This window comes from Streptomyces sp. NPDC006925 (assembly GCF_042869575.1).
Classification (GTDB): domain Bacteria; phylum Actinomycetota; class Actinomycetes; order Streptomycetales; family Streptomycetaceae; genus Streptomyces.
In genome coordinates, this window is the sequence record NZ_JBIAGB010000001.1 from 287,627 (window position 1) to 308,553 (window position 20,927).

A 20,927-nucleotide genomic window follows, 5' to 3' on the forward strand; every position below is an offset into this window, starting at 1 on the left:
GAGGGGGTCATCTGCGACTGAGGAGACCCGGCCACCAGGAGACCGGGCCGATGTCCCGGACCAGCGCCGGCACCAGGAGGGACCGCACCACCAGGGTGTCCAGAAGAACTCCGAAGGCGACGATGAAGGCGATCTGGGCGAGGAAGGCCAGCGGGATGACGGCGAGCGCCGCGAAGGTGGCGGCGAGTACGACACCCGCGGAGGTGATGACTCCGCCGGTGGCCGTCAGGCCGCGCAGCACGCCTTCCCGCACGTCGTGCCGCAGCGACTCCTCGCGGACCCGGGACATCAGGAAGATGTTGTAGTCCACGCCCAGTGCCACCAGGAAGACGAAGCCGTAGAGCGGTACCGAGGCGTCCGCTCCGCTGAAGCCGAGCAGTTCCCGGAAGACCAGCGCGGAGACGCCCAGGGTGGCGAGGAAGCTGAGCGCGACGGTCGCCACCAGCAGAAGCGGCATCAGCAGCGAGCGCAGCAGCGCGATCAGAATGATCAGAATGATGACCAGGACCACCGGCACGATCAGCGCGCGGTCGCGTTCGGCCGTCCGCTGGGTGTCGTACTGCCGGGCCGTGTAGCCGCCGACCAGCGCGTCGGAGCCCGGGACGGCCCGCACCTCCTCGCGCAGCCGCTCGACCGTGCGCTTGGCGGCATCGCTGTCCGCGGCGTCCTCCAGGGTGACCTGGAGGCGGACCCTGCCGTCCACGGCCTGCGGCGCCTCGGCGTCCGGGCGGCCCTTCGCGCCCAGCGGCACGGCCGAGGCCACTCCTTCGGTGCCGAGCACCGCCCGCCGCACCTTCGTGAGGGCCTGCTCGTCGGTGAGCACCGTGGCCGGATTGCCGGAGCCGCCGGGGAAGTGCTCACTGAGGGTCCGCTGGGCGGCGACGGACGGCGCGTCGTTGATGAAGATCTCGTCCAGCGGCACGCCCCGGGCGTTCAGCAGCGGCACGAAGGCGCTCGCCGCGAGCAGCAGCGCGACCGTGCAGGCCCAGATCCTCCGGGGCGCCCGGTCCACGACGCGCGCCACCCGCGGCCAGACCCCGCCCCGCGCGGACGCCTCCCGCTGCTCAGCCGAGCGCGGCAGCTTGGCCGGCCAGTAGGCGAAGCGGCCGAGGAGTGCCAGTGCCGCGGGGAGGAACGTCAGCGCGCTGAGGAGCGCGCAGACGATCCCGATGGAGCCCACCGGCCCCAGGGCGCGGTTGTTGGTCAGGTCGCTGAGCAGGAGGGCCAGCAGGCCGGCGACGACCGTACCGGCGCTGGCCAGCACCGGTCCGACGGACCGGCGCAGGGCGGCCCGGACGGCAACCTCACGGCGGTGTCCCGCACTCAGCTCCTCCCGGAACCGCGCGGTCAGCAGCAGCGAGTAGTCCGTCGCCGCGCCGATCACCAGGATGGACAGGATGCCCTGCACCTGCCCGTCGACGCGGACCATGTCGTGCCGGGCGAGCGCGTAGACGGCCGCGCAGGCCAGTCCGAGGGCGAACACGGCACCGAGAATGATCATCAGAGGCAGCAGCACACTGCGGTAGACCAGGACGAGGATCAGCAGCACGGCGGCGAGGGCCACCCCCAGCAGCAGCCCGTCGATCCCGGCGAACGCGTCCGACAGGTCGGCCTGGGTGGCAGCCGGGCCGGCGAGGCGCACCGTCGTCCCGGGCACCTCCCCGGCGGCCGAGCGCAGCTTCTCCAGCGCCGCGGGGAGTTCCTCACCGAGGTCGGGGCGGAGCTGGACGACGCCCTGCAGTGCCGCCCCGTCCCGGGAGGGGACGGCGGGGGTGGGCGGACCGACCGCGCCGATGCGGTCGGCGGCCCGGTCGAGCGCGCGCGATGCGGCCCCGCGCTGCGCGCGGGTGACGGGCTGTTCGTCGCCGGACGTCCACACCACGATGGCGGGCAGGGTCTCCTGCTGGTCGAACGCCTTCTGCTGGTCCAGGACCTTGGTGGATTCGGCGCTGCGCGGCAGGAAGGCGGCCTCGTCGTTGGTGGCGACCTCGCCGAGCTTCCCGGCGAACGGTCCCAGCGCGCCGCCGACGGCGATCCAGACGACGAGCAGCAGAATCGGAACCGAGAGGCGGGCGAGACGCGGCGCGGACGGCATGCATCCTCCGGGGGGTGGGCGCGGGCAAACCAGTTCAACGATTGGCTATCTTAATCATTGAATTAATCTGCTCCACATGCCGCCGCCACCGCGACTGCGCACACCGCCGCCGCGAAGCCGTCAGCTCCCGCCCTCGCGGAGGGCGGAGAGCTCCTGGTTCAGCAGGGTGAGGAAGCGCAGCACCACACGCTGTTCCTCGTCGTCGAGTTGCGAGCGGGCGCGGTCGGTCGCCTGAGCGAGCGGCCGGAAGTACCCGCGCGCAGCCGCCCGCGCGTCACGGGGGTAGTGCAGGCGGACCACCCGCCGGTCGGCCGGGTCCCTGGAGCGCCGCACGTGCCCCGCCCGCTCCAGCCGGTCCAGGCAGGCCGTCACCGCACCCGAGGTGAGCCCCAGATGCTCCCGCAGCAACCCCGGGGTGAGCGGTTCCTCCGCGTCGAGGATCGCGGCGAGCGCGGCGGCGTCGGTGGCGTGCAGCCCCTGGGCGGCGGCGAACCCGTGGACCAGCCGGCCGAACTCCCCGTTCATCCTGCGCAGCGCCACGGCGAACTGCTGGAGATCCGCGGGACCGCTCCCGGCTGTGCCGCCGCCCACCTGCCGGCCCCCGTCTGCACTGGTCATCCGGCCACTCTATAGAAGAGCCCGGCCACCCGGCCGCCCGCGGCAAGGCCCCCGGAAGGGACGCCGAGCCGCGAAGCGGCACACCGGGCCCTACAGGAACCGGCGGATGGGGAGCACCGCCGCCTCCTTGAGGCGCTCGGCTGTCGGGCGCCGCCGCCACCGGCCGGAGGTGATGCGCTCCGCGGCGGCCCAGTCCGCGGCGAAGTGGTCGTCGAGCGTCGCCGTGAACCGCTCGTCGATGACGGCCAGCATCACCTCCTCGTCGTGTTCGAGGGAACGGCGGTTGAGGTTCGTGGAGCCGGTGAGGGCGACGATGCCGTCGACGGTGACGACCTTCGCGTGCATCATCGTGGGCCGGTACTCGGCGATCCGCACACCGGCGCCGAGCAGCTGGTCGTAGACGCGCCTGCCGCCCAGCCGGGAGACGCGCTTGTCGGTGTGCGGGCCCGGGAGCAGGATCTCGACCCGGACACCGCGCCGCGCCGTCCGGCTCATCAGGTCGACGAAGTAGTCGTCCGGGGTGAAGTACGCCGTGCACAGCCGCACCCGCTCGCGTGCCGACTCCAGCATGACGCGCAGCAGGGTCTGCATGTCCTGCCACCCGAAGCTCGCCGAGCCGCGGACGACCTGGACGACGGACGTACCGGGGGCGTCGTGTTCGACGAACCGGTCGGCCTCGTCGAAGAGTTCGTCGTGGCATTCGGCCCAGTTCTGGGCGAAGGCGGCCGAGACGCCGTCGACCGCGGGGCCGCGCACCTCGACATGGGTGTCGCGCCACTCCCCCGGGTGCCGCGCGTCCCCGCACCACTCCTGGGCGATGCCGACGCCGCCGGTGAAGGCGGTGCGCTCGTCGACGACGAGGGCCTTGCGGTGGCAGCGGTGGTTCTGTTTGAAGGGCGAGACCCACATCGGCTTGCGGAACCACTGCACGGCGACGCCCGCCCGTTCCATGTCCGCCAGCAGGGACTTCTCGATGGGCCTGCTGCCGAAGCCGTCCAGGAGCAGCCGCACCCGCACGCCGTTCCGCGCCCGCTCGCCGAGTGCGTGGGCGAATTCGTGCGCGATCTCGCCCTGCCAGTACACGAACGTCATCATGTCGATGGTGTGCCGGGCTTCCCGGATCGCCCGCAGCATGGCGGGGAAGATCTCGTCACCGTTGCGGAGGACCCGCAGTGCGTTGCCCTCGGTGGCGGCGATGCCGATCAGCCGCTCCAGCCGTCTGCGTATGTACTGTTCGCGCTCGCGTACCGACTCCGCCGACCGGCCCTCGGCGCTGTCGCCGCCCGGCGAGCGGCCCGGCCGCTCGCCGGCGGGCGCGGTGGCGGCCTGCGCGATCGGGGCGTGTCCCGGCACTGGCGGGTCCTGCGCCGTCACCGTCTCACCGATCCGGACAGCGGATGGCCGGGGCGCCCGGCCGCGGAACCGACCGGGCGCGCGCAGATCCCCGTTGCGGAGTGTGCCGCCGCTTCGGGAGCCGTGCGCTCGTGCGCGGCGGGGGGCGCCGGGGGGCCCGGCGCGGTCAGGGCTGTCATGGGTACGCCTGTCCTTTCACTGAGGAGCGGTGCAACGGGACCGGTCACCGGGGAGCGGAGCGAACGGAGCCGGTCGCGGGGAGCGGTGCGAACGGAACCGGCTCTCCGGCAAGACCGTGGGACGGTGGGACTGTCAGCCGGTCCGCGGGCAGCGACCAGCGCTGCCCGCGGGCGTCGGCACGCGCCTCACACCGCGGCGGCGGGCCGGGGCGCCTGTTGCGGCGCCTCCGGAGCCGGGACGACCGTCACTGCGAGCTCAGGCGGTTCGGGGCGGTCCGCGGGGACGTCCGCGGCGGACAGCAGGGAGTCGTCGCCGACGCGGGCGCCGGGCAGCCGGTGCCGGGCGGCGACGAGCGCCGTGGCGACGTCCCGGGTACCGGTAGAGACGCACAGCGTGTAGGCGATGTCGTTCATGCGCTGCTGCACCTCGGGAGAACCGTCCTCGGCCCGCAGGACGCTCAGTGCCGCGTACTGCTCGACGAGGTCGTGGAGGACGGCGGGGTGGGCGAGCAGCATGGGAAGGGTCCCTTCAGGAGATGTGGAGGCGAAGCGGCCCCGATCAACGGATGCGGGGCGGCACGCGGTGGCGGGTACGGACCGGCGGCGCGGGGAGTTCCGTACGGGCGGCCCGGCAGGGGCTCGTACCCGCCTCGGCTGCGCCGGGCGGCGGCCGCGCCGGGCAGGGTCCCGCGCCGGGGAGCGGAGGCGCCCGGGATACGCGACGGCCTTCCGGTGGGCACGGCGGTGTCGCCGGACCCGGTACCGAGCGGCACTCATGGGCTCTCCTCCCGCTGTCGTCGACGGTGCACAGCGCGGGGAGAGGCGGCTCGGGAGCACACGCGGGCCACGAGTGGGCATCTCCTCCGCGTATGTGCCTGTTCTCCCAAGCACGTGACCGCACTTCTCACCGGCTTCGGCGGCGGTAAACCTCACGCCTCGCAAGGCTGCGGGACCGTGCCGGACACGGAGGCCACACCCCGCAGGGCGGACCACTGGGCCGGTGCCACCGCGGTGCCGTACCGGTCAGGCGGTGACACCGTCCGGCACGGAGTCCGCTGCCGCGGTGGTGCGCGGCAAGGGGGCATGAGGCCGGGACTCCGCCCAGCGCGTCAGCTCGGCCGCGCGGTAGAGAAGTTCGGCGCCCCGCTTGCCTGCGGCCGCGGGAAACCTCTCGTCGTTGGCGCGCGCCCAACGCAGCGCGGCCAGGGAAATGCCGGACAGCAGCCGCTCATGGGCCTGCCGCAGCCCCAGCAGTTCCTGCTCCTCCGGAGCCGTGTCCGCCCGGCCGGCAGCGCCGGAGGAGTGTCCGCCGTTGTCCGCGGAGGCCGGCTCGGGGTCCGGCGCGGGGCGCGGAACCGGCTGGGAGGGCGAGCTGCGGGCCGCTGCCGTGGCACCGGATGGGGCACGGGGCCGGTCGGGCTGCTGGGTCATGGCGGCGCGCAACCGGGCCAACAGGCGGCTGAGGAGCCGGGAGACGTGCATCTGCGAGACGCCCAGCCGTTCGCCGATCTCGGCCTGGGTGAGTTCGTCCACGAAGCGGTGGTGCAGCAGGATCCGGTCGCGTTCGTCCAGTTCCGCGATCAGCGGTGCCAGCGTCTGGAAGTCCTCCACCAGTTCGAACGCCGGGTCGGGCCCTCCGATGCAGTCCGCGAGGGCCCGGCCGCCCTCGGCGCCGCCCGCGACCGCCGCGTCCAGCGAGGTGGTGGTGTAGCCGTTGGCGGCCTTGCGCGCCTCGATGACCTCGCTCTCGGGCAGCGACATGAGCGCCGCGAGTTCCGCCACGGTCGGCTCCCGGTCGAGCCGGGAGCGCAGTTCCTCATCGGCGCGGGCGAGCTGCTCCCTGGCCTCCTGGAGCCGCCGGGGGACGTGCACCGCCCAGGTGGTGTCGCGGAAGAACCGCCGGATCTCCCCCACGATGCACGGGACTGCGAACGTGGTGAAGGCGACCTCCCGGGAGACCTGGAACCGCTCGATGGCCTTGATCAGCCCGATCGTGCCGACCTGGACGACGTCCTCCAGGTCCTCGGGACGGGTGGAGAACCTGGATGCCGCGTAGCGGACGAGGGACAGGTTCATCTCGATGAGGGTGTTGCGGACGTACTGGTACGCGTCCGTGCCCTCCTCCAGTTCGTCCAGCCGGGCGAGGAACTGCTTGGTCAGCGCCCGTGCGTCCCTGGCCGGGATCCGGGAGGGCGACTCGATCACGGGGAGACCGGTACCCCCGGGACAACCGATGTGCCCGTGTGCCGTCGAATCGGTCACCGTCATGAGCGCCTCATCTCCTCGGACTGCGCGCCGGCCTCCGTGCGCGGCGGCCGCTTCCCGGCCGCACTCTCCACCTGCCCGCGAAACGCGAGGGCATGGCACCCGAATCGGCGATCCATCTCACTCATCCGTCGCGGCTCTGCGCCCGGCGGAGCCGGAAGTCGCCGCCCCACCCGCGCGAAAGGCGATTCCGGGCCCGTCGGCGGGCACATCGGGAGCGCATTCAGGCGGCCTGCGCGGGCAGGTCGGGCCAGCGCGCGCTCACCGTCTTACCGGGGCCGTCGACGGTGACTTCCACCGAAGGGGCGAGCGCGTGCACCAGGTGCATGCCCCACCCGCCGGACCCGTCCAGTGCACCGCTGCACACACCGGGCAGTTCCCGGCTCGCGTCCCGCACCTCGGCGCTCAGGACGCCGCCGGCCCGGTCGATCACCAGCAGCCAGGGGCCCGATGTGTGGCGCACGGCGTTGACGACGAGTTCGGTGACCACGGTCCCCACCGTGGCGGCGTCGACGGTCGGGCAGTGTTCCGCCACGTAGGCGGCGGCCAGGGCGCGGGCGTCGGAGACGGACGCTTCGCCGGAATGAAGTGACAACACGATGTTCCTCCTCTTCCGTTCGCCTCCCGTATGCCCGACCGCACCGCTCGACACACGCCCCGACGGGCCGACCTGTGAGATGTGCACGCGACGGAATGTCACCTTTTCCTACCGTCATACACGCACAGTTCGCCCACCCACCGGTATCACCCGGCGCACGGACGAGGCACGCCGCACTCAGAGCGGAAAGCGCCCGCGCGCCCTGCGCCCCGCAGAACCGCTCCGCCCGACGGCCTTCTGACTGCTGCGGAAGGGCTTGCTGAACAACCGGCCCAGCAGCCCCGGGGCCTTGCCCGCGGTGCGGCTTCCGGCCCCCAGCGTCCGCTGGGTCCCCCGCTCCGGGCGGCGGGACAACCGCGGCGCGAGGAACGCCAGAACGAGCAGGACCACGCACACCGCGACGATGCCTAGGACGGCCATGATGCAGCACTCTCCCTGGATTCGGCGGTCGTCGCGCCGGGTGCGCGCCACCGCGTCGGGGGCTGCCGGGTGTCCGTCGTCCCGCGGAGCAAACCGGCGGGCGTGCGCGGACGGCCGCACCCGGGGCGCCTCGCACTCCCCCATCGGCGTCGGTACAGGTGGGAGCGGCCGCTCGACGCCGCTTTCTTACTGGAGGGTAGGCACGATCCACCCCTTGTTATACAGTCCGTCTAACAAGAGGATCCGGGGTGCCCCGGCGTCCGCTCCGCCGAGCCCGCCGGCGGCCCGGTGCCCGCAGGACCCGCGTCCGGGCACCTCCCTCCACCGGCACACCAGCACCCGTACCGCACCGACGGGGGCCGGGAACGGCCCGCTGTCCGAACCCGAGGAGTCGCAGCATGGCAAGCAGCATCACCCGGCCGGACCTTCCGCAGCTCCCCGAGGAGGACGGTGTCGCCCGGCGGCTGCTGGACTCCTCGGCGAAGCTGTCCTACGACCCGCTCACCGAAGTCGACTGGGACACCCCGCTGGACGAGGACTTCCACGGCACGAGCCCGGAGTGGAGCACCCTGTTCGGCACCGCCTACTGGGCCGAGCTGACCGACGCGCAGCGCAAGGAACTCACCCGCCAGGAAGCCGCCTCGGTGGCCGGTACCGGCATCTGGTTCGAGATGATCCTGCAGCAGATGATCCTGCGCGACGTCTACGCCAAGGATCCGTCTCAGGAGACCGTCCAGTGGGCGCTGACCGAGATCGCCGACGAGTGCCGGCACTCGATCATGTTCGCGCGCGGGGCCAAGAAGCTCCGGGCACCCGCCTATCAGCCCCGCCGCGTGGCCCGCGAACTCGGCCGGGCCTTCAAGACCCTCGCCTTCGGAGAGGCCGCCTACGCGGCGATCCTGGTGGCCGAGGAGGTCCTCGATGTGATGCAGCGGGACTGGATGCGCGACGAACGGGTCGTGCCGTTCGTCCGCACCATCAACAACATCCACGTCGTCGAGGAGTCGCGGCACATGAAGTTCGCGCGCGACGAGACACGCAAGCGGCTGGCCAAGGCCGGTTGGCTGCGCCGCCAGCTCAACGCGTTCGTCATCGCCGTCGCCTCCTACGTGATCGTCACCAGCATGGTGAACCGGAAGGTGTACGCCACCGCCGGTCTGGACGAGAGCCGCGCGCTCCGCGAGGCGGCGGCCAACGAACACCACAAGTCGATGCTGCGGTCGAGCTGCGCGGGACTGATGGAGTTCCTGGCCTCGGCCCGACTGCTGACCAGGCCGGCGCTGGTCTTCTACAAGCGCGCCCACCTGATCTGACCCCGCCCGCCCGCGCCGCGGCGCCTCCCACCGCCGCACGCCGCACACGGAACCGGCCCCATGACCTACGCCATCAGCCAGAACTGCTGCAACGACGCCACATGCATCTCCGTCTGCCCGGTCAACTGCATCCACCCCACCCCCGACGAGCGCGACTTCGGCCGCACCGAGATGCTCTACATCGACCCCGCCGCGTGCATCGACTGCGGAGCCTGCGCGGACGCCTGCCCGGTGGACGCGGTCTTCCCGGTGGAGGACCTCACCGGGCCGCAGCGGGCGTACGCCGAGATCAACGCCGCCTACTACGCGGACGCGCCCGCGCCCCGGCCCGCGGAGGACAGCCCCAACTTCCACTCCTGGAGCGAGCCGTCCTTCCCGCGGACCCTGCCCTCCGACTTCACCGCACCCCGGGTGGCGGTCGTCGGCACCGGTCCGGCCGGCATGTACGCCGCGGAGGACCTGCTGCTGCACACGGCGGCCGAGGTGACGCTGCTGGACCGGCTCCCCGTGGCCGGAGGGCTGGTGCGGTACGGGGTCGCGCCCGACCATCCGGCGACCAAGGGCATCGGCGACGCCTTCGCCCGGTTCCACAGCCACCCGCGGGTGCGGATGCTGTTGGGTGTCGAGGTGGGCCAAGAGGTCACGGCGGAGGAGGTGAGCGCCCACCACGACGCCGTCGTCTACGCCGTGGGCGCCCCCGGTGACCGGCGGCTGGGGATCCCGGGCGAGGAGACGGCCGGCTCTCTCGCCGCCACCACCTTCGTCGCCTGGTACAACGCCCATCCGGACGTCCCCGCGGACGCGATCGACCTGTCCGCGCCGCGCGTCGTCGTCGTCGGCACCGGCAACGTCGCCCTCGATGTGGCTCGCATCCTGCTGACCGACCCGGAGGAGCTGGCCGGTACGGACATCGCCGACCACGCCCTGGCGGCCCTGCGCGCGAGCGCCGTGCGGGAGGTCGTGCTGCTGGGCCGCCGCGGCCCTCAGGACGCCGCCTGCACCCGGCCCGAACTCCGCGCGCTGACCCGAATGCCCGGGGTACGGCCGACCGTCGACGACCACGACCCGCGTACCGGCGCGGCGATCGACGCCGCGGGGCCGCAGGAGAAGGCCGCCCTGCTCCGCGGCATCCCCCGTGAACGGGTGGACTACTCCTCTCCGGCGGCCGCCGGCCCCCGACGCCTGGTCTTCCGGTTCCACTCGGCGCCCGTCGAGGTGCGCGAGGCCGTCGGCGACGGCCGGGCGGCACGCGGCGACCTGGCGGTCCGGGTCACCGGGGAGGCGGGCGGTACCGGCATCGAGGCGGGGATGCTGCTGCGGGCCGTCGGCTACCGGGGCACGCCCGTCCCCGGGCTGCCCTTCGACGAGGACAGCGGGACCGTCCCGCACGAGAGCGGGCGGGTGACCGGTCTGACCGGCAGCTACGTGGTGGGCTGGATCAAGCGGGGCCCGACCGGGGGCATCGGCGCGAACCGCTCCTGCGCGGCCGAGACCGTCGCGACCCTGCTGGGCGACGCGGCCGACGGCTCCCTTCCGCAGCCAACCGGCTCCGCGAAGGCGTTCCGGCGCCTGGCCAAGCGCCGCAGCAGCCAGGTGGTCGACGCACGGGGGCTGGCGGCCATCGACCGCGCCGAGCAGGCGCGCGGCCGCCGCGCCGGCAGACCACGCAGCAAGCTGGCCACCGTGCCCGAGCTCGTGGCCGCCTCCAAGTCCCGGCTCCCGCTGCCCCGCTGACCGGCGACGCCGCGGGTCGGTGCGCCGTCCGGGACGGAGTCGTCCGGGAACGCCTCCCTCGTGGCCGTCCCCGTCCGACCGTCCGGGTTCCCGTGCCGGCCCCACCGGTCCGGGCCGTCCCGCCCCGGGTCCACCGCGGCGGGACGGCCCGGCAGCCGCTACCGGCCGGCCGGTGCCTGGCCCTCCTGCTCGCCCCCGGCCGGGACCAGGCCGTCTGCCACCAGACCGGCCAGGACCGCCTCGCCCAGCGCGTGCACCGCGGACTGCGGGCGGACCATCACCGTCAACTCCGCGATCGCGCCTTCCGGATCGAGGTGCAGCAGGTCGATGCCGTGGATCTGCCTGCCGTTGACGACGGCCCGGAAGACCAGCCCCGCGGCAGGTGCCTGACCTCCGTCCTGGCCCGCCTGTGCGGTGCCGTCGAGGTGTCCGACATAGCGGAAGTCCTCGAAGGTGCGGAGCAGGACCCCGAACAGGCCCAGGACAGCCTCCCGGCCTTCGAACGGGGTGAACTTCACCGGGCTGTGGAGCCGGATCCCCGGGGTGAACAGCCCCTCCAGGGCGCTGAGATCGCGGCTGTCGACGGCGGCGCGGAAGCGGTCCACTGTGGTCATGGCTCACCCTTGATAGTCATGAGTAGGATTACTCAGATTCATGACTATCACGCCCTCGGGGTCCTGGACAGGGGCGTGCACTGCGGAGAGGGGACGGCCCGGTGGCTTTGCGGCACGCCGTACTGGCGGCGCTCCTGGACGAGGAGTTGAGCGGGTACCAACTGGCCAAGCAGTTCGACGCGGGTGTGGCGAACTTCTGGCACGCGCTGCCGCAGCAGGTGTACGCGGAGTTGGCGAAGCTGGAGGAGGACGGGCTGGTCGCGGGGCGTGAGGTGGTCCAGGAATCCCGCCCCAACAAGCGCCTCTTCCAGGTCACCGACGCCGGGCTGGGCGCGCTGCGGCGCTTCGCGGCGACCCCCGCGAAGCCGACCTTCGTCCGCGACGACCTCCTGGTCGCGGTGCAGGCCGCCGACCACGTGGACACGGCGGACCTGATCGCCCGGCTCGAGCAGCGGGCCACCTTCGCGCAGACCAGGGCCGAGCTGTTCGAGGCACTGCTGCAGACGATGCGCGGGAACCGCGCGGAGGAGGATCTCCTGCGGCACGGCAGGCGGATCGGCCCCTATCTGACCTGCCTGCGCGGCCTGGACTTCGAGCGGAGCAACCAGGAGTGGTGCCGGCGCACGGCGGCGGTCCTGCGGGACAGGAACGGCACATCCGAGGCCGGGTGAGGCGCCGGTGCCCGGGAGCGGCACCGACCGGCCCCCGCCGCGAGCGGCCGGGGACGGCCCGGGACGCATCGGGCGCTCGTGGGAAGCCGCCTCCCGGCCACGCGCGGATCCGCCCCGGGAGGCGCCTCTAGGAGAACAGCGCGGGGTCGCCCGCCCCGGTCCGTACGATCTCGACCGTGTCCCCGGAGAAATCCACCACCGTGGTGGGCTCGGTGCCGCAGTCGCCGGAGTCGACCACGGCGTCCACGACGTGGTCGAGCCGTTCCTTGATTTCCCAGCCCTGGGTCATCGGTTCGTCCTCGTCCGGGAGGAGGAGGGTGCTGGAGAGCAGCGGCTCGCCGAGCTCGGCCAGCAGCGCCTGGGTGACGACGTGGTCGGGGATGCGGACGCCGACGGTCTTCTTCTTCGGGTGCAGGAGCTTGCGCGGCACCTCCTTGGTGGCCGGGAGGATGAAGGTGTAGCGGCCCGGCGTGGCCGCCTTGACCGCGCGGAACACGTCGTTGTCCACGTGCACGTACTGGCCGAGCTGCGCGAAGTTCTGGCAGACGAGCGTGAAGTGGTGGCGTTCGTCGAGGTTGCGGATGGAGCGGATGCGGGACAGGCCGTCGCGGCTGCCCGGCCGGCACCCCAGAGCGAAGCAGGAGTCCGTCGGATACGCGATGAGCGCGTCCGCGCGGACACTCTCGACCACGGTGTTGATGGTCCGCCGCTGCGGGTTCTCGGGGTGCACGTCGAAGTACTTCGCCATCCACCGAGCCTAAGGCGTCCCGGCTGGGCCGTGCCCGCCGGACGGGGGTGCGGCGGCGGCTGCCTCGTCCGGAAGGGCACGTGCGACGGCCGGCACCCGCGGTGCGGTCAGGCCGGCACCCGCGGTGCGGTCACGGTCCGCCGCCCTCCCCGGGGCGGTCCCCCCGGGGGCGGTCGAGCACCAGGTCGGCGGCGTGCGCCCGCACCTCGGCCCGCGTCCTGCCCTGGTAGTCGGCGGCGATGAAGTGCTCGCCGATGGCCACGCAGAAGGCGAGCATGCTGCGCGCCTCGACCTCGTCGGGGTCGGGGCAGAAAGTGCCGATCATCTCGCGCAGCAGCGCCATCCGCCGGTTGTCCACCCTGCGCAGGCGCTCGGCGACCGCGGCGTCTCGGCGAGCCCAGTCGCGGATCGCGAGATCGATGGGGAGCAGCCGGTCGCTGGAGAAGGTCAGCGCCCCGGCCCGCTGGATCTTGGTCCTCGGGTCGCCGCCCTCGCGCTCGACGCGGTCGATGACCCCGTCGACGCTCTCCCGCTCCCAGGTGTCCAGCATCGCCTCCAGCAGGGCCTCGCGGTCGGCGAAGTATCCGTAGAAGCCCCCTTTGGTGACGCCGAGGTGCTTGGCCAGCGCTTCGACGCGGACCGCTTCCGGGCCGCCGAGTGCCAGCGCCCGCAGCCCCTCCTCGACCCAGCGGCTCCGGGGGGTGCGCGCAGCGCCCACGATGCCTTCCACCTCGCCTCTCACCCGCGTACCAGGCCTCGCACACGGGCGCGACCGATGTTGTTGTACGCCATCGTATGACCGAACGGCACCAGTGGCCGGACGGGAGGCCGCGGGACCGGACCTGCGGGAGGGAGCCCGGCCGGGCCGTGCGGGTGGGCGTGTCCGCGGCGGACCGGGGCTCGTTGTCCTGGTGATCCGTCGTGCGGTACCGACAGCCGGGAGGAAACCGGATGCACAAGCGAGCGCTGGCGCTGGGAATGCTGGCCGCCGGAGCGGCCCTGCTGGGAACGGCCACCGCGGCACAGGCCGCGGCGGCCGACAGCGGGCCGCGGCCCTCGGCCGCCCCGGCCGGTGGCGGTGCGGGCAAACTCGGTCTCGGCACCCTCATCGCCCAGCCCGAGCAGCAACTGCGCACCCTGGGGGAAGAGGCCCAGCGGTACGGGCGGCGCTGATCGGGGCGGCCACCCGTGCCGCCGGGAGACACCCGCACGCGCCGGAAGGTGCCGGAGCGGGCGTGAACCGGGAGCCCCTGCCCGGGTGGACGATGCCGGTCCGCCGTGACGGCGGTCAGCTCCCCAGCAGCTTCCGCAGCCCCGGCTGGAGGCGGTCGCCGTGCGCTTCCACCATGGCGTCGCACAGCTCCCAGATCCGCTCCGGCGGCAGCGCCGCGGCCGTGGCCGGGTCGGTCATGGCAGCCTGGCGGACTCGGACCGGCGCGTCCTCCAGCGCAGCGTGCACCACCAGGTCGGTGGTGCTCAGGTAGGTGCGGTTGAGAGCGGCCAACTGGGCGGGCAGCGGACCGTTCCGGGTGGGGGGGACGCCGGATCCGTCCACCAGGCAGGGCACTTCCACCACGCCCTCGGACGGCAGATTGTCGATCAGCCCGCGGTTGGGGACGTTTCCGTAGACGGTGCGGGGCGTGCCGGTGACGATGCTGTGGATGATCTGCCGCGCGTACTCCATCGTCCCCTCGGCCTCCAGGGCACGCCCGGCCGCCAGCGCGTCCCGGGTGCTCTCGTACTCGGCGACGTTCTCCGCGACGATGTCCAGATAGGCGTCGACCGGCAGTCGCAGGCGGGCGATCTCGCCGTCGTGGTGCAGGTACCAGGGCACGTACTCGGCCGAGTGCTCGCTGGTCTCGGTCGGGTAGTAGCCCAGCCTGCGGTACATGTCGACGCGGGTGCGGCGACGCAACTGCGGGTCCCGCTCGATCAGCGCGTCGAGCCGGGGGTAGAGATCCGTGCCGCCGTGCCGGAACTCCAGCACCCACGCCTGATGGTTGACACCGGCCGCGCGGTAGGTGACGTCCTCGTAGGGTACGCCGACGAGTTCGGCCAGTCCGTGCATGGTCCAGTGGACCGAGTGGCACAGCCCCACCACCCGCGTGAGTCCGGTGGCCTGGGCGTCCCGGCTGACCACCCCGACGCCTTCGGGCGGCGCGTAGGGGCCGCCGATCTGGTAGTCGAATCCGGCGTGTGCCGGGGGAAGCGTGATGTCCCCGGCCGCGGGGGCCGGGGAGGCGGGTCCGGTACCGGCGGCGGCCGGGGTGCTGTTCGCCTGCGCTGCCGCCAGCAGCAGGGCCGCCGCGGCCGCGGCGGCGGCGGCGAGGGCCCGGTACGGACGTCGACGGTCGTGCTGCATCGTCGAACTCCAGGAGGTGGAGGGCACGTCCCCGCCTCGGACACACCGGGTCCTGGCGACTCAGTCCGGGCTCGCGGCGCACCGCATACCGGCTGGGCGTACCTGTGACGTCGGGTTCTCTCCTCCGACGTGCAACGGAGCAAACCGACCCCCGCCACCCGGTTGCGTGAAACAGCGCCCATACACGCATCCTCACGCAGTGCACTGCCGACGCGGCCCGCCCGCGCGCGGCTGCGGGGCGCTCAGCCGTGCCGCAGATGGTCCCGCAGTTCGCGGGCGACCTGGGCCATCAGGGCCTCGGCGCCGGGCTGGGCCGCCGCGGGTACCCGGGACTCGGTCAGGGCCGCGACGGCGAAGACGTCGCCGTCGTCGTGCTCGACCACCCCCACCTCGTGCCGGAGGTTGAGGAGGGTGCCCGTCTTGGACGCCCAGGCGGCCGCGTCGGAGCTGAAGTCCGGGGCGAGCCGCTGGCGCAGCACGTTGTCGGCCATCAGGGAACGGATCCGCGCCGCGACGTGCGGGTCGACGGCCGAGGGGGTCCAGAAGGCCTCCAGCAGGTCGACGAAGGCCCGGGCCGTCCCGGAGTTGGCCCGGGTCACATCGAGCTGCGGGAGCCGGTGGCCGTGCCCGCCGGTACCGGCGCCGACGGCGAGGGAGTGCGCCAGGTGCGCGTTCCGCGCCGGAAGGTGCTCCACGGGCGTGTCGGTCAGCTCGCCGAGGGCGTGCCGGATCGCGAGGCCCCGCACCCCCAGCGCGCGCACCCGGGCGTCCACGTCGCCGGGCGGGGTGAGGCCGAACAGTGCGTTGGCGGCGGCGTTGTCGCTCAGGGAGGTGCTGAGGTAGAGCAGGTCGTCGAGGGCGACGCGGGCCGGGTGCCGGAACCGGGTGAGCCCGGTGGGGCCGGGCCGGGTGGCGCGGCCCGGCTGCACGTCGAGCTGCTGGCCGCCGTCGAGTTCACCGCACCGGATGCGCTCCAGGGTCGCGAGGGCGAGGGGCAGCTTGACGAGGGAGGCTACGGGCAGCTCGATGTCCGGGTCGATGCCCGCCTCCCGCCCCGTCCGCAGGTCGCGCACGAGGAACGAGCCGGTCAGTCCGCCGTCGCGCAGGGCCTGGCGCAGCTCCCGCAGCAGATGGCCGTCCGTCATGCTCCGCTCTCCTCGTCGTCCCCGTCGTCCCCGTCGTCGTCCCCGTCCGTCCGCGCGTCCGCGCCCAGGCAGTGTGCGATCTGCGCGTCCAAGCGGGCGCCGAGCCGTTCGGCGTCGCTCTCCTCGGCGGCGAGGAGGCCGAAGGTCCGCTCCAGCGCGAGTTCGCCGAGCGGCCGCCAGTGCAGTCCGAACTCCCGGGCCTGCGGCGGCGAGCACAGCAGCAGGTCCTGCGAGGCGAACACCTCGGCCGCCGCCTGGGTGAGCGTGGCGGCCACGGAGAGCTGCGCGGGGCGGAGTCCGACCGCGTCGCGCAGCCGGACGAGCAGGTCCCGGATGTGCGGTACGTCGTCCTCGGGCTGGAGCCAGACGCGGCGGGGCGGCGCCGAGTCGGTGCGCCGGGGCCGCAGCGTCTCCAGGTAGCGGCGCCGGGCGCGGGGCCGGTCGAGGCCGGCGAGCCCGAGCGGCACGCGCCAGCGCGCCTGGTCCGGCGGCACCGCGACGAGCGCGGCCCGCACCTGCTGGGAGCGGACGAGGTGCGGGCGTGCCTCCGGGTCGGCGGTGCGCAGCTCCAGGGCGATGCGGTGGCCGCGGGCTGCCGCCGCGAGACGGGCGAGGGCGGGTGCCGGGCAGGTGTCGGGGACGGCGAGGCGGACGGGCCGGCGCCGCGCTGTCGCCGCCTCGTGCTGGAGCTCCTCGGCCGCGAGCACCAGCCGCCGGGCCGCGGGGAGCAGTTCCCGTCCGAAGGGGGTCAGGCGTGTCCGGCGCGCGCCGCGTTCGAAGAGCAGCTCGTCGAAGTGCCGCTCCAGCGCGGCGACGCGGCGGCTGGCGACCGACTGCGACATGCGCGCCGCCGCCGCGCCCACCGTAAAACTGCCCCGCTCGCTGACGTGCACGAACGCACGGCAGGCGCCTACAAGATCCACGCATGCCACTCTATGCGGCTGCCGGAGCTATGCGGATCCTGCATCAAACGGCGCGATCCGGTCTTGGACCGCATGACGGGCGAGGCGGCAGGCTGCCTGTCGCGGCGGCGCACACGTGGCCCGCCGTACCGGGCCCTCACCGGCCCGGGGAATCAGGTTCCGGACAGTCGGAGGTATCGACCACCCATGCGCACGACCTCAGCCCGGCGCAGCACTCTCAGCGCCCTCGGTCCGCTCGCGCTCGTCCTGCCGCTGCTGGCCTGCGGCACCGACGACCGCGCGGAGTCCTCCGCCGAGCCCTCGGCGTCCCGGTCCGCGCGGCACGAGACCGCCGCCGCGTTCCGGAAGCTGGAGCGCAAATACGACGCCCGGCTCGGCGTGCACGCGGTGGACACCGGCACCGGCCGGGAGATCTCCTTCCACGCGGGCGAGCGGTTCGCCTACGCCTCGACGCACAAGGCGTTCACCGCCGCCGCCATCCTGGACAAGCGCTCGCTGAGCGGCCTCGACAAGGTGATCACCTACCGGAAGGAGGACCTGCTCCCCCACTCCCCCGTCACCCGCGAGCACGTCGAGGAGGGGATGACGCTGCGGGCGCTGTGCGCGGCGGCCCTGAGGCACAGCGACAACGCCGCGGACAACCTGCTGCTGCGCGAACTGGGCGGACCCAAGGCGCTGGACGCCTTCCTCGAGAAGCTCGGCGACGACGTGACCAACGTGAACCGCTACGAACCGGACCTGAACGAGGCGGCCCCCGGTGACGACCGGGACACCACCACACCGCGCGCCTGGACCGCGGACCTGCGCGCCGTCGCACTCGGTGACGGCCTGAGCGGGAAGGAGCGGGCCCAGCTCGACACCTGGATGCGGAACAGCCCCACCGGGAAGACCCTGATCCGGGCCGGGGTCCCCGAGAAGTGGAGCGTCTCCGACAAGAGCGGGGGCGGGCGCTACGCCACCCGCTCCGACATCGCCGTCGTCCGCCCGCCCGGCAGGGCGCCGCTCGTGGTCACCGTGATGTCCAGGCGTACGGAGCGGGACGCCGAGTACGACGACAGGCTGGTGGCCGACGCGGCCTCGGTCGTCGCGGACGAGCTGACCTGAAGGCGGCGGGGCCCCACCTGAACACGGCGGGGCCCCGCGGAGGGTCGTCCCTCCGCGGGGCCCCGGACGACGCCGGTGCGGCTCAGCGCTCCTCGGCGGAGGCCTTGGCAGTCTCCGCCGCGGCCCGCTCGCCTTCCCAGCACTCGATCTCGCCGGGGAGTTCCGGCAGCCGGTCCCGGACGAACGTCGGGTCCAGGCCCTGGCGGCGCTGGGCGCGGTAGTCGTCCAGCAGCTTCCACGCGATGGCCGACAGCGGAAGGATCGCCACCAGGTTGACCAGCGCCATACTGCCCATGAAGACGTCCGCGAGGTTCCAGACCACGTCCACCGAGCCGAGGGCGCCCGCGAACACGGCGCCCAGCACCAGCACGCGGAAGCCGGGCAGCACCCAGCGGCGGCCCTTGGCGCCCGTCATGAACTGGAGGTTGGACTCGCCGTAGTAGTAGTTGCCGATCAGGGTGGAGAAGGCGAGCAGGAAGACGACCAGCGTCAGCACGTGCCCGGCCCAGCCGCCGAGGGAGTCCTCCAGAGCGGACTGCGTCAGGTCCGCACCGCCGCGCTCGGACAGCGAGGGGTTGGTGGTGAGGATGACGAAGGCGGTCATCGAGCAGATCAGCAGCGTGTCGAAGAAGACCCCGAGGGTCTGCACCAGACCCTGCTTGACGGGGTGCGAGACCTCGGCCGTCGCGGCGGCGTTCGGCGCCGAGCCCAGGCCGGCCTCGTTGGAGAACATGCCGCGCCGGATGCCCTGCTGGATCGCGGCACCGATCGCGCCGCCGGCGACCTCGCGGAAGCCGAAGGCACCGCCCACGATGTCCGCGAAGACCCGCGGCACGTCGGAGATGTTGAGGATCACCACCGCGAGACCCAGCAGCAGGTAGATCACGGCCATCACGGGCACGACGAGCTGGGTCACCGTCACGATGCGCCGGACGCCGCCGAAGATCACCAGACCCAGCAGCACCATGACGGCGATGCCGGCGCCGGCCGCGGGGAAGTCGTCACCGAAGGAGCCCTTGGTCACCGAGGCGATGGTGTTGGACTGCACCGCGTTGAAGACGAAACTGAAGGTCAGCGTGATGACGACCGCGAAGACCACACCCAGCCAGCGCTTGTTGAGGCCGCGCTGCATGTAGTAGGCGGGACCGCCCCGGTAGGTGCCGGACTCGTTGCCGTCCTTGTCCCGGTTGCGCACCTTGTACAGCTGCGCGAGGGACGCCTCCACGAACGCGGACGAGGCGCCCAGCAGCGCCATCACCCACATCCAGAAGACCGCGCCTGCCCCGCCTGCGGTGATGGCCGCGGCCACACCCGCGACGTTGCCGGTGCCCACCCGGGCCGCGGCGGAGATGGTGAAGGCCCCGAAGGACGACACCTGCTTGCGGCCGTCCGGCCCCGGCTGCGCCTTGTCGCCGAGCACCCGCACCATCTCGGGCAGCAGCCGCAGCTGCACCCCTCGGGAACGGAGCGTGAAGTACAGCGCGGCACCTACGACCAGGGGAATGAGGAGATAGGTCCAGAAGACGTCGTTGACGTCGAGGATGAGGGTATTGAGCGAATCCACGCGGCGTCCTCGGGAAGATCACGATCGGTGCACGGGGCTCCGACCGGGGGGACAAGTTCCGTAAAAATCTTCCGTAGCGTACTTGTCACCCCGGACGGCCCGCAGCGCTCTTCGGTGTGCCCTGCCTCACACCCCGTGCCGGAGGTCTTGCGCACCCTCCGGCACAGCGGTATTCGAGCATCCGCGAGAGCCGGGTCACGCGGCGGGGTGCACGTCCGGGGTGCACGTCCGGGGCGCCCGGCGGGTGCGAGGTGCCGCGCCGCGTGCACGCACCGTCAGGGCGTGGGCCTCACTCCACGGGCCCGCCCCCCGCTCCCGGCGCGGCCGGCCCGACGACCGGCGCCCCTGCGCGGACGCTCAGCACCCGGATCGATGCAACGGAAGGCACTGCCGAGCCTCGGAGACCCACCTGACGGGTCCGATCGAGCGGAGGTGTTGCGTTCCGAGGCCGCCCATGTGATGCGGAACACCTTCTGGATGTTTCGGGTCTGGCGTGCGCAATCATGATCGGAATGGACGCTCGTTTCCTCAGCATCGATGAGCTGATCGAAGCCCCGTCGGTAGCGGTCGTAGTCGATGTCATGCGGGCTTTCACCGTGGCTGCCTGGGCCTTCGCCCAGGGGGCGGAAAAGATCGTTCTTGCTGAGTCGCCGGACGAAGCCCTGGCGCTCAAGACTCGCCCCCCGGACTGGGTGGCGCTCAAAGACGGTCCACCGGCGCCCGGGTTCGACACCGTCAACTCACCGGGCCTGCTGCAGTCCATTGATCTTGGCGGACGGATCGTTGTGCAGAAGACCACGGCGGGGACGGTCGGCGCCCTTGCGGTCAAGGAGGCGTCGCTGGTCCTGTGCGCCGGCTTCGTGGTGGCGGAAGCAACGGCTCGGCACTTGCGGACACGCAAGAGTGACAGTGTCACGTTCGTGGTCACCGGCGAGGACGGGCGGGCCGATGAAGACCTGGCATGCGCTCAATACATCGCTCGGAGGGCCACCGAGGCCGCGACGGACGCAGCTGAGTTCCTCCGTCGCGCTGGAGCGTCGCGCGCCGCCGCCGAGTTGGCGCAGGGTGTGCGTCAGGGAGTCCATCCTGATGACGTCGCACTCTGTCTTGAGCTCGACCGGTTCCCCTTTGCCATGGTGGCGGCCTTGGAAGGCTCGCTCATGGTCCTGCGTCCGTGCGCGGTGCCTTCGCCGACCGACGAAGCTTCGAGCTGATCGCCGG

At 72.9% G+C, this 20,927-nt stretch carries 19 protein-coding genes and 1 pseudogene; 6 read left to right on the top strand and 14 right to left on the bottom strand.

The genetic code is table 11. The features are described 5' to 3' along the window. Nucleotides 1-7: 7 nt before the first annotated feature. The 7 genes and pseudogenes from ACFYNS_RS01325 to ACFYNS_RS01355 form a co-directional block, all read right to left on the bottom strand. A complete protein-coding gene (locus tag ACFYNS_RS01325) occupies nucleotides 8-2,095 on the bottom strand; it encodes an MMPL family transporter (RefSeq protein WP_360299932.1) in 2,088 nt (695 codons plus the stop codon). Between the two features lie 120 nt (nucleotides 2,096-2,215). Next, nucleotides 2,216-2,713: a MarR family transcriptional regulator gene (locus ACFYNS_RS01330; RefSeq protein ID WP_360299929.1), complete on the bottom strand. Its 498-nt coding sequence runs from the start codon at nucleotides 2,711-2,713 to the stop codon at nucleotides 2,216-2,218. A gap of 90 nt (nucleotides 2,714-2,803) precedes the next feature. Then, entirely contained in the window at nucleotides 2,804-3,940 is a 1,137-nt protein-coding gene (locus ACFYNS_RS01335; RefSeq protein ID WP_360299948.1) for a phospholipase D-like domain-containing protein, read from the bottom strand. Between the two features lie 491 nt (nucleotides 3,941-4,431). Continuing rightward, nucleotides 4,432-4,761: a DUF5133 domain-containing protein gene (locus ACFYNS_RS01340; protein WP_388599964.1), complete on the bottom strand. Its 330-nt coding sequence runs from the start codon at nucleotides 4,759-4,761 to the stop codon at nucleotides 4,432-4,434. A gap of 912 nt (nucleotides 4,762-5,673) precedes the next feature. Then, a pseudogene (locus ACFYNS_RS01345) lies at nucleotides 5,674-6,513 on the bottom strand (SigB/SigF/SigG family RNA polymerase sigma factor); the annotation flags it as partial. 220 nt (nucleotides 6,514-6,733) lie between these two features. Further along, complete coding sequence (locus tag ACFYNS_RS01350) at nucleotides 6,734-7,108, bottom strand: ATP-binding protein (protein WP_388599967.1); 375 nt, start codon at nucleotides 7,106-7,108, stop codon at nucleotides 6,734-6,736. A gap of 177 nt (nucleotides 7,109-7,285) precedes the next feature. Then, nucleotides 7,286-7,528: a DUF6411 family protein gene (locus ACFYNS_RS01355; RefSeq protein ID WP_360299922.1), complete on the bottom strand. Its 243-nt coding sequence runs from the start codon at nucleotides 7,526-7,528 to the stop codon at nucleotides 7,286-7,288. Nucleotides 7,529-7,926: 398 nt separating this feature from the next. Between ACFYNS_RS01355 and ACFYNS_RS01360 the strand changes: the two genes are divergently transcribed. Together ACFYNS_RS01360 and ACFYNS_RS01365 are read left to right on the top strand one after the other, a co-directional pair. After that, nucleotides 7,927-8,841 (top strand): diiron oxygenase, encoded by a 915-nt coding sequence (locus tag ACFYNS_RS01360; protein WP_360299919.1) that lies wholly within the window; start codon nucleotides 7,927-7,929, stop codon nucleotides 8,839-8,841. A 60-nt stretch (nucleotides 8,842-8,901) separates the two neighbouring features. Next, a complete protein-coding gene (locus ACFYNS_RS01365) occupies nucleotides 8,902-10,575 on the top strand; it encodes an FAD-dependent oxidoreductase (protein WP_388599971.1) in 1,674 nt (557 codons plus the stop codon). Nucleotides 10,576-10,733: 158 nt separating this feature from the next. Here ACFYNS_RS01365 and ACFYNS_RS01370 read toward each other — a convergent pair whose 3' ends face one another. Further along, nucleotides 10,734-11,189 carry a nuclear transport factor 2 family protein gene (locus tag ACFYNS_RS01370; protein WP_388599974.1) on the bottom strand — a complete coding sequence of 152 codons (456 nt, stop codon included), beginning with the start codon at nucleotides 11,187-11,189 and terminating at the stop codon, nucleotides 10,734-10,736. Between the two features lie 101 nt (nucleotides 11,190-11,290). Here ACFYNS_RS01370 and ACFYNS_RS01375 point away from each other — a divergent pair, with 101 nt between their 5' ends. Then, nucleotides 11,291-11,860 carry a PadR family transcriptional regulator gene (locus ACFYNS_RS01375; protein WP_388599977.1) on the top strand — a complete coding sequence of 190 codons (570 nt, stop codon included), beginning with the start codon at nucleotides 11,291-11,293 and terminating at the stop codon, nucleotides 11,858-11,860. A gap of 127 nt (nucleotides 11,861-11,987) precedes the next feature. Here ACFYNS_RS01375 and ACFYNS_RS01380 read toward each other — a convergent pair whose 3' ends face one another. Continuing rightward, nucleotides 11,988-12,608, bottom strand: coding sequence for an L-threonylcarbamoyladenylate synthase (locus ACFYNS_RS01380; protein ID WP_360299777.1), 621 nt, complete (start codon nucleotides 12,606-12,608; stop codon nucleotides 11,988-11,990). Between the two features lie 130 nt (nucleotides 12,609-12,738). Next, on the bottom strand, nucleotides 12,739-13,326 hold the full coding sequence (locus ACFYNS_RS01385) for a TetR/AcrR family transcriptional regulator (RefSeq protein ID WP_360299779.1): 588 nt from the start codon (nucleotides 13,324-13,326) through the stop codon (nucleotides 12,739-12,741). A 233-nt stretch (nucleotides 13,327-13,559) separates the two neighbouring features. Here ACFYNS_RS01385 and ACFYNS_RS01390 point away from each other — a divergent pair, with 233 nt between their 5' ends. Next, nucleotides 13,560-13,781 (top strand): hypothetical protein, encoded by a 222-nt coding sequence (locus ACFYNS_RS01390; protein ID WP_360299782.1) that lies wholly within the window; start codon nucleotides 13,560-13,562, stop codon nucleotides 13,779-13,781. A gap of 115 nt (nucleotides 13,782-13,896) precedes the next feature. Here the strand turns inward: ACFYNS_RS01390 and ACFYNS_RS01395 are convergent, their stop codons facing one another. From ACFYNS_RS01395 to ACFYNS_RS01405, 3 genes are all read right to left on the bottom strand, one after another. Then, complete coding sequence (locus ACFYNS_RS01395; protein ID WP_388599982.1) at nucleotides 13,897-14,970, bottom strand: hypothetical protein; 1,074 nt, start codon at nucleotides 14,968-14,970, stop codon at nucleotides 13,897-13,899. Between the two features lie 242 nt (nucleotides 14,971-15,212). After that, nucleotides 15,213-16,115: a serine hydrolase gene (locus ACFYNS_RS01400; RefSeq protein WP_360299785.1), complete on the bottom strand. Its 903-nt coding sequence runs from the start codon at nucleotides 16,113-16,115 to the stop codon at nucleotides 15,213-15,215. Continuing rightward, nucleotides 16,112-17,038 (bottom strand): LysR family transcriptional regulator, encoded by a 927-nt coding sequence (locus ACFYNS_RS01405; RefSeq protein ID WP_360299787.1) that lies wholly within the window; start codon nucleotides 17,036-17,038, stop codon nucleotides 16,112-16,114. Before ACFYNS_RS01405 ends, ACFYNS_RS01400 begins: the two co-directional genes overlap by 4 nt. Before the next feature lie 186 nt (nucleotides 17,039-17,224). Between ACFYNS_RS01405 and bla the strand changes: the two genes are divergently transcribed. Next, nucleotides 17,225-18,142: a class A beta-lactamase gene (gene bla / locus ACFYNS_RS01410; RefSeq protein ID WP_360299790.1), complete on the top strand. Its 918-nt coding sequence runs from the start codon at nucleotides 17,225-17,227 to the stop codon at nucleotides 18,140-18,142. An 82-nt stretch (nucleotides 18,143-18,224) separates the two neighbouring features. Here bla and ACFYNS_RS01415 read toward each other — a convergent pair whose 3' ends face one another. Further along, nucleotides 18,225-19,706 carry an alanine/glycine:cation symporter family protein gene (locus tag ACFYNS_RS01415; RefSeq protein WP_360299793.1) on the bottom strand — a complete coding sequence of 494 codons (1,482 nt, stop codon included), beginning with the start codon at nucleotides 19,704-19,706 and terminating at the stop codon, nucleotides 18,225-18,227. A gap of 512 nt (nucleotides 19,707-20,218) precedes the next feature. Between ACFYNS_RS01415 and ACFYNS_RS01420 the strand changes: the two genes are divergently transcribed. Beyond that, nucleotides 20,219-20,920 (top strand): 2-phosphosulfolactate phosphatase, encoded by a 702-nt coding sequence (locus tag ACFYNS_RS01420; RefSeq protein ID WP_360299796.1) that lies wholly within the window; start codon nucleotides 20,219-20,221, stop codon nucleotides 20,918-20,920. Nucleotides 20,921-20,927: the final 7 nt, after the last annotated feature.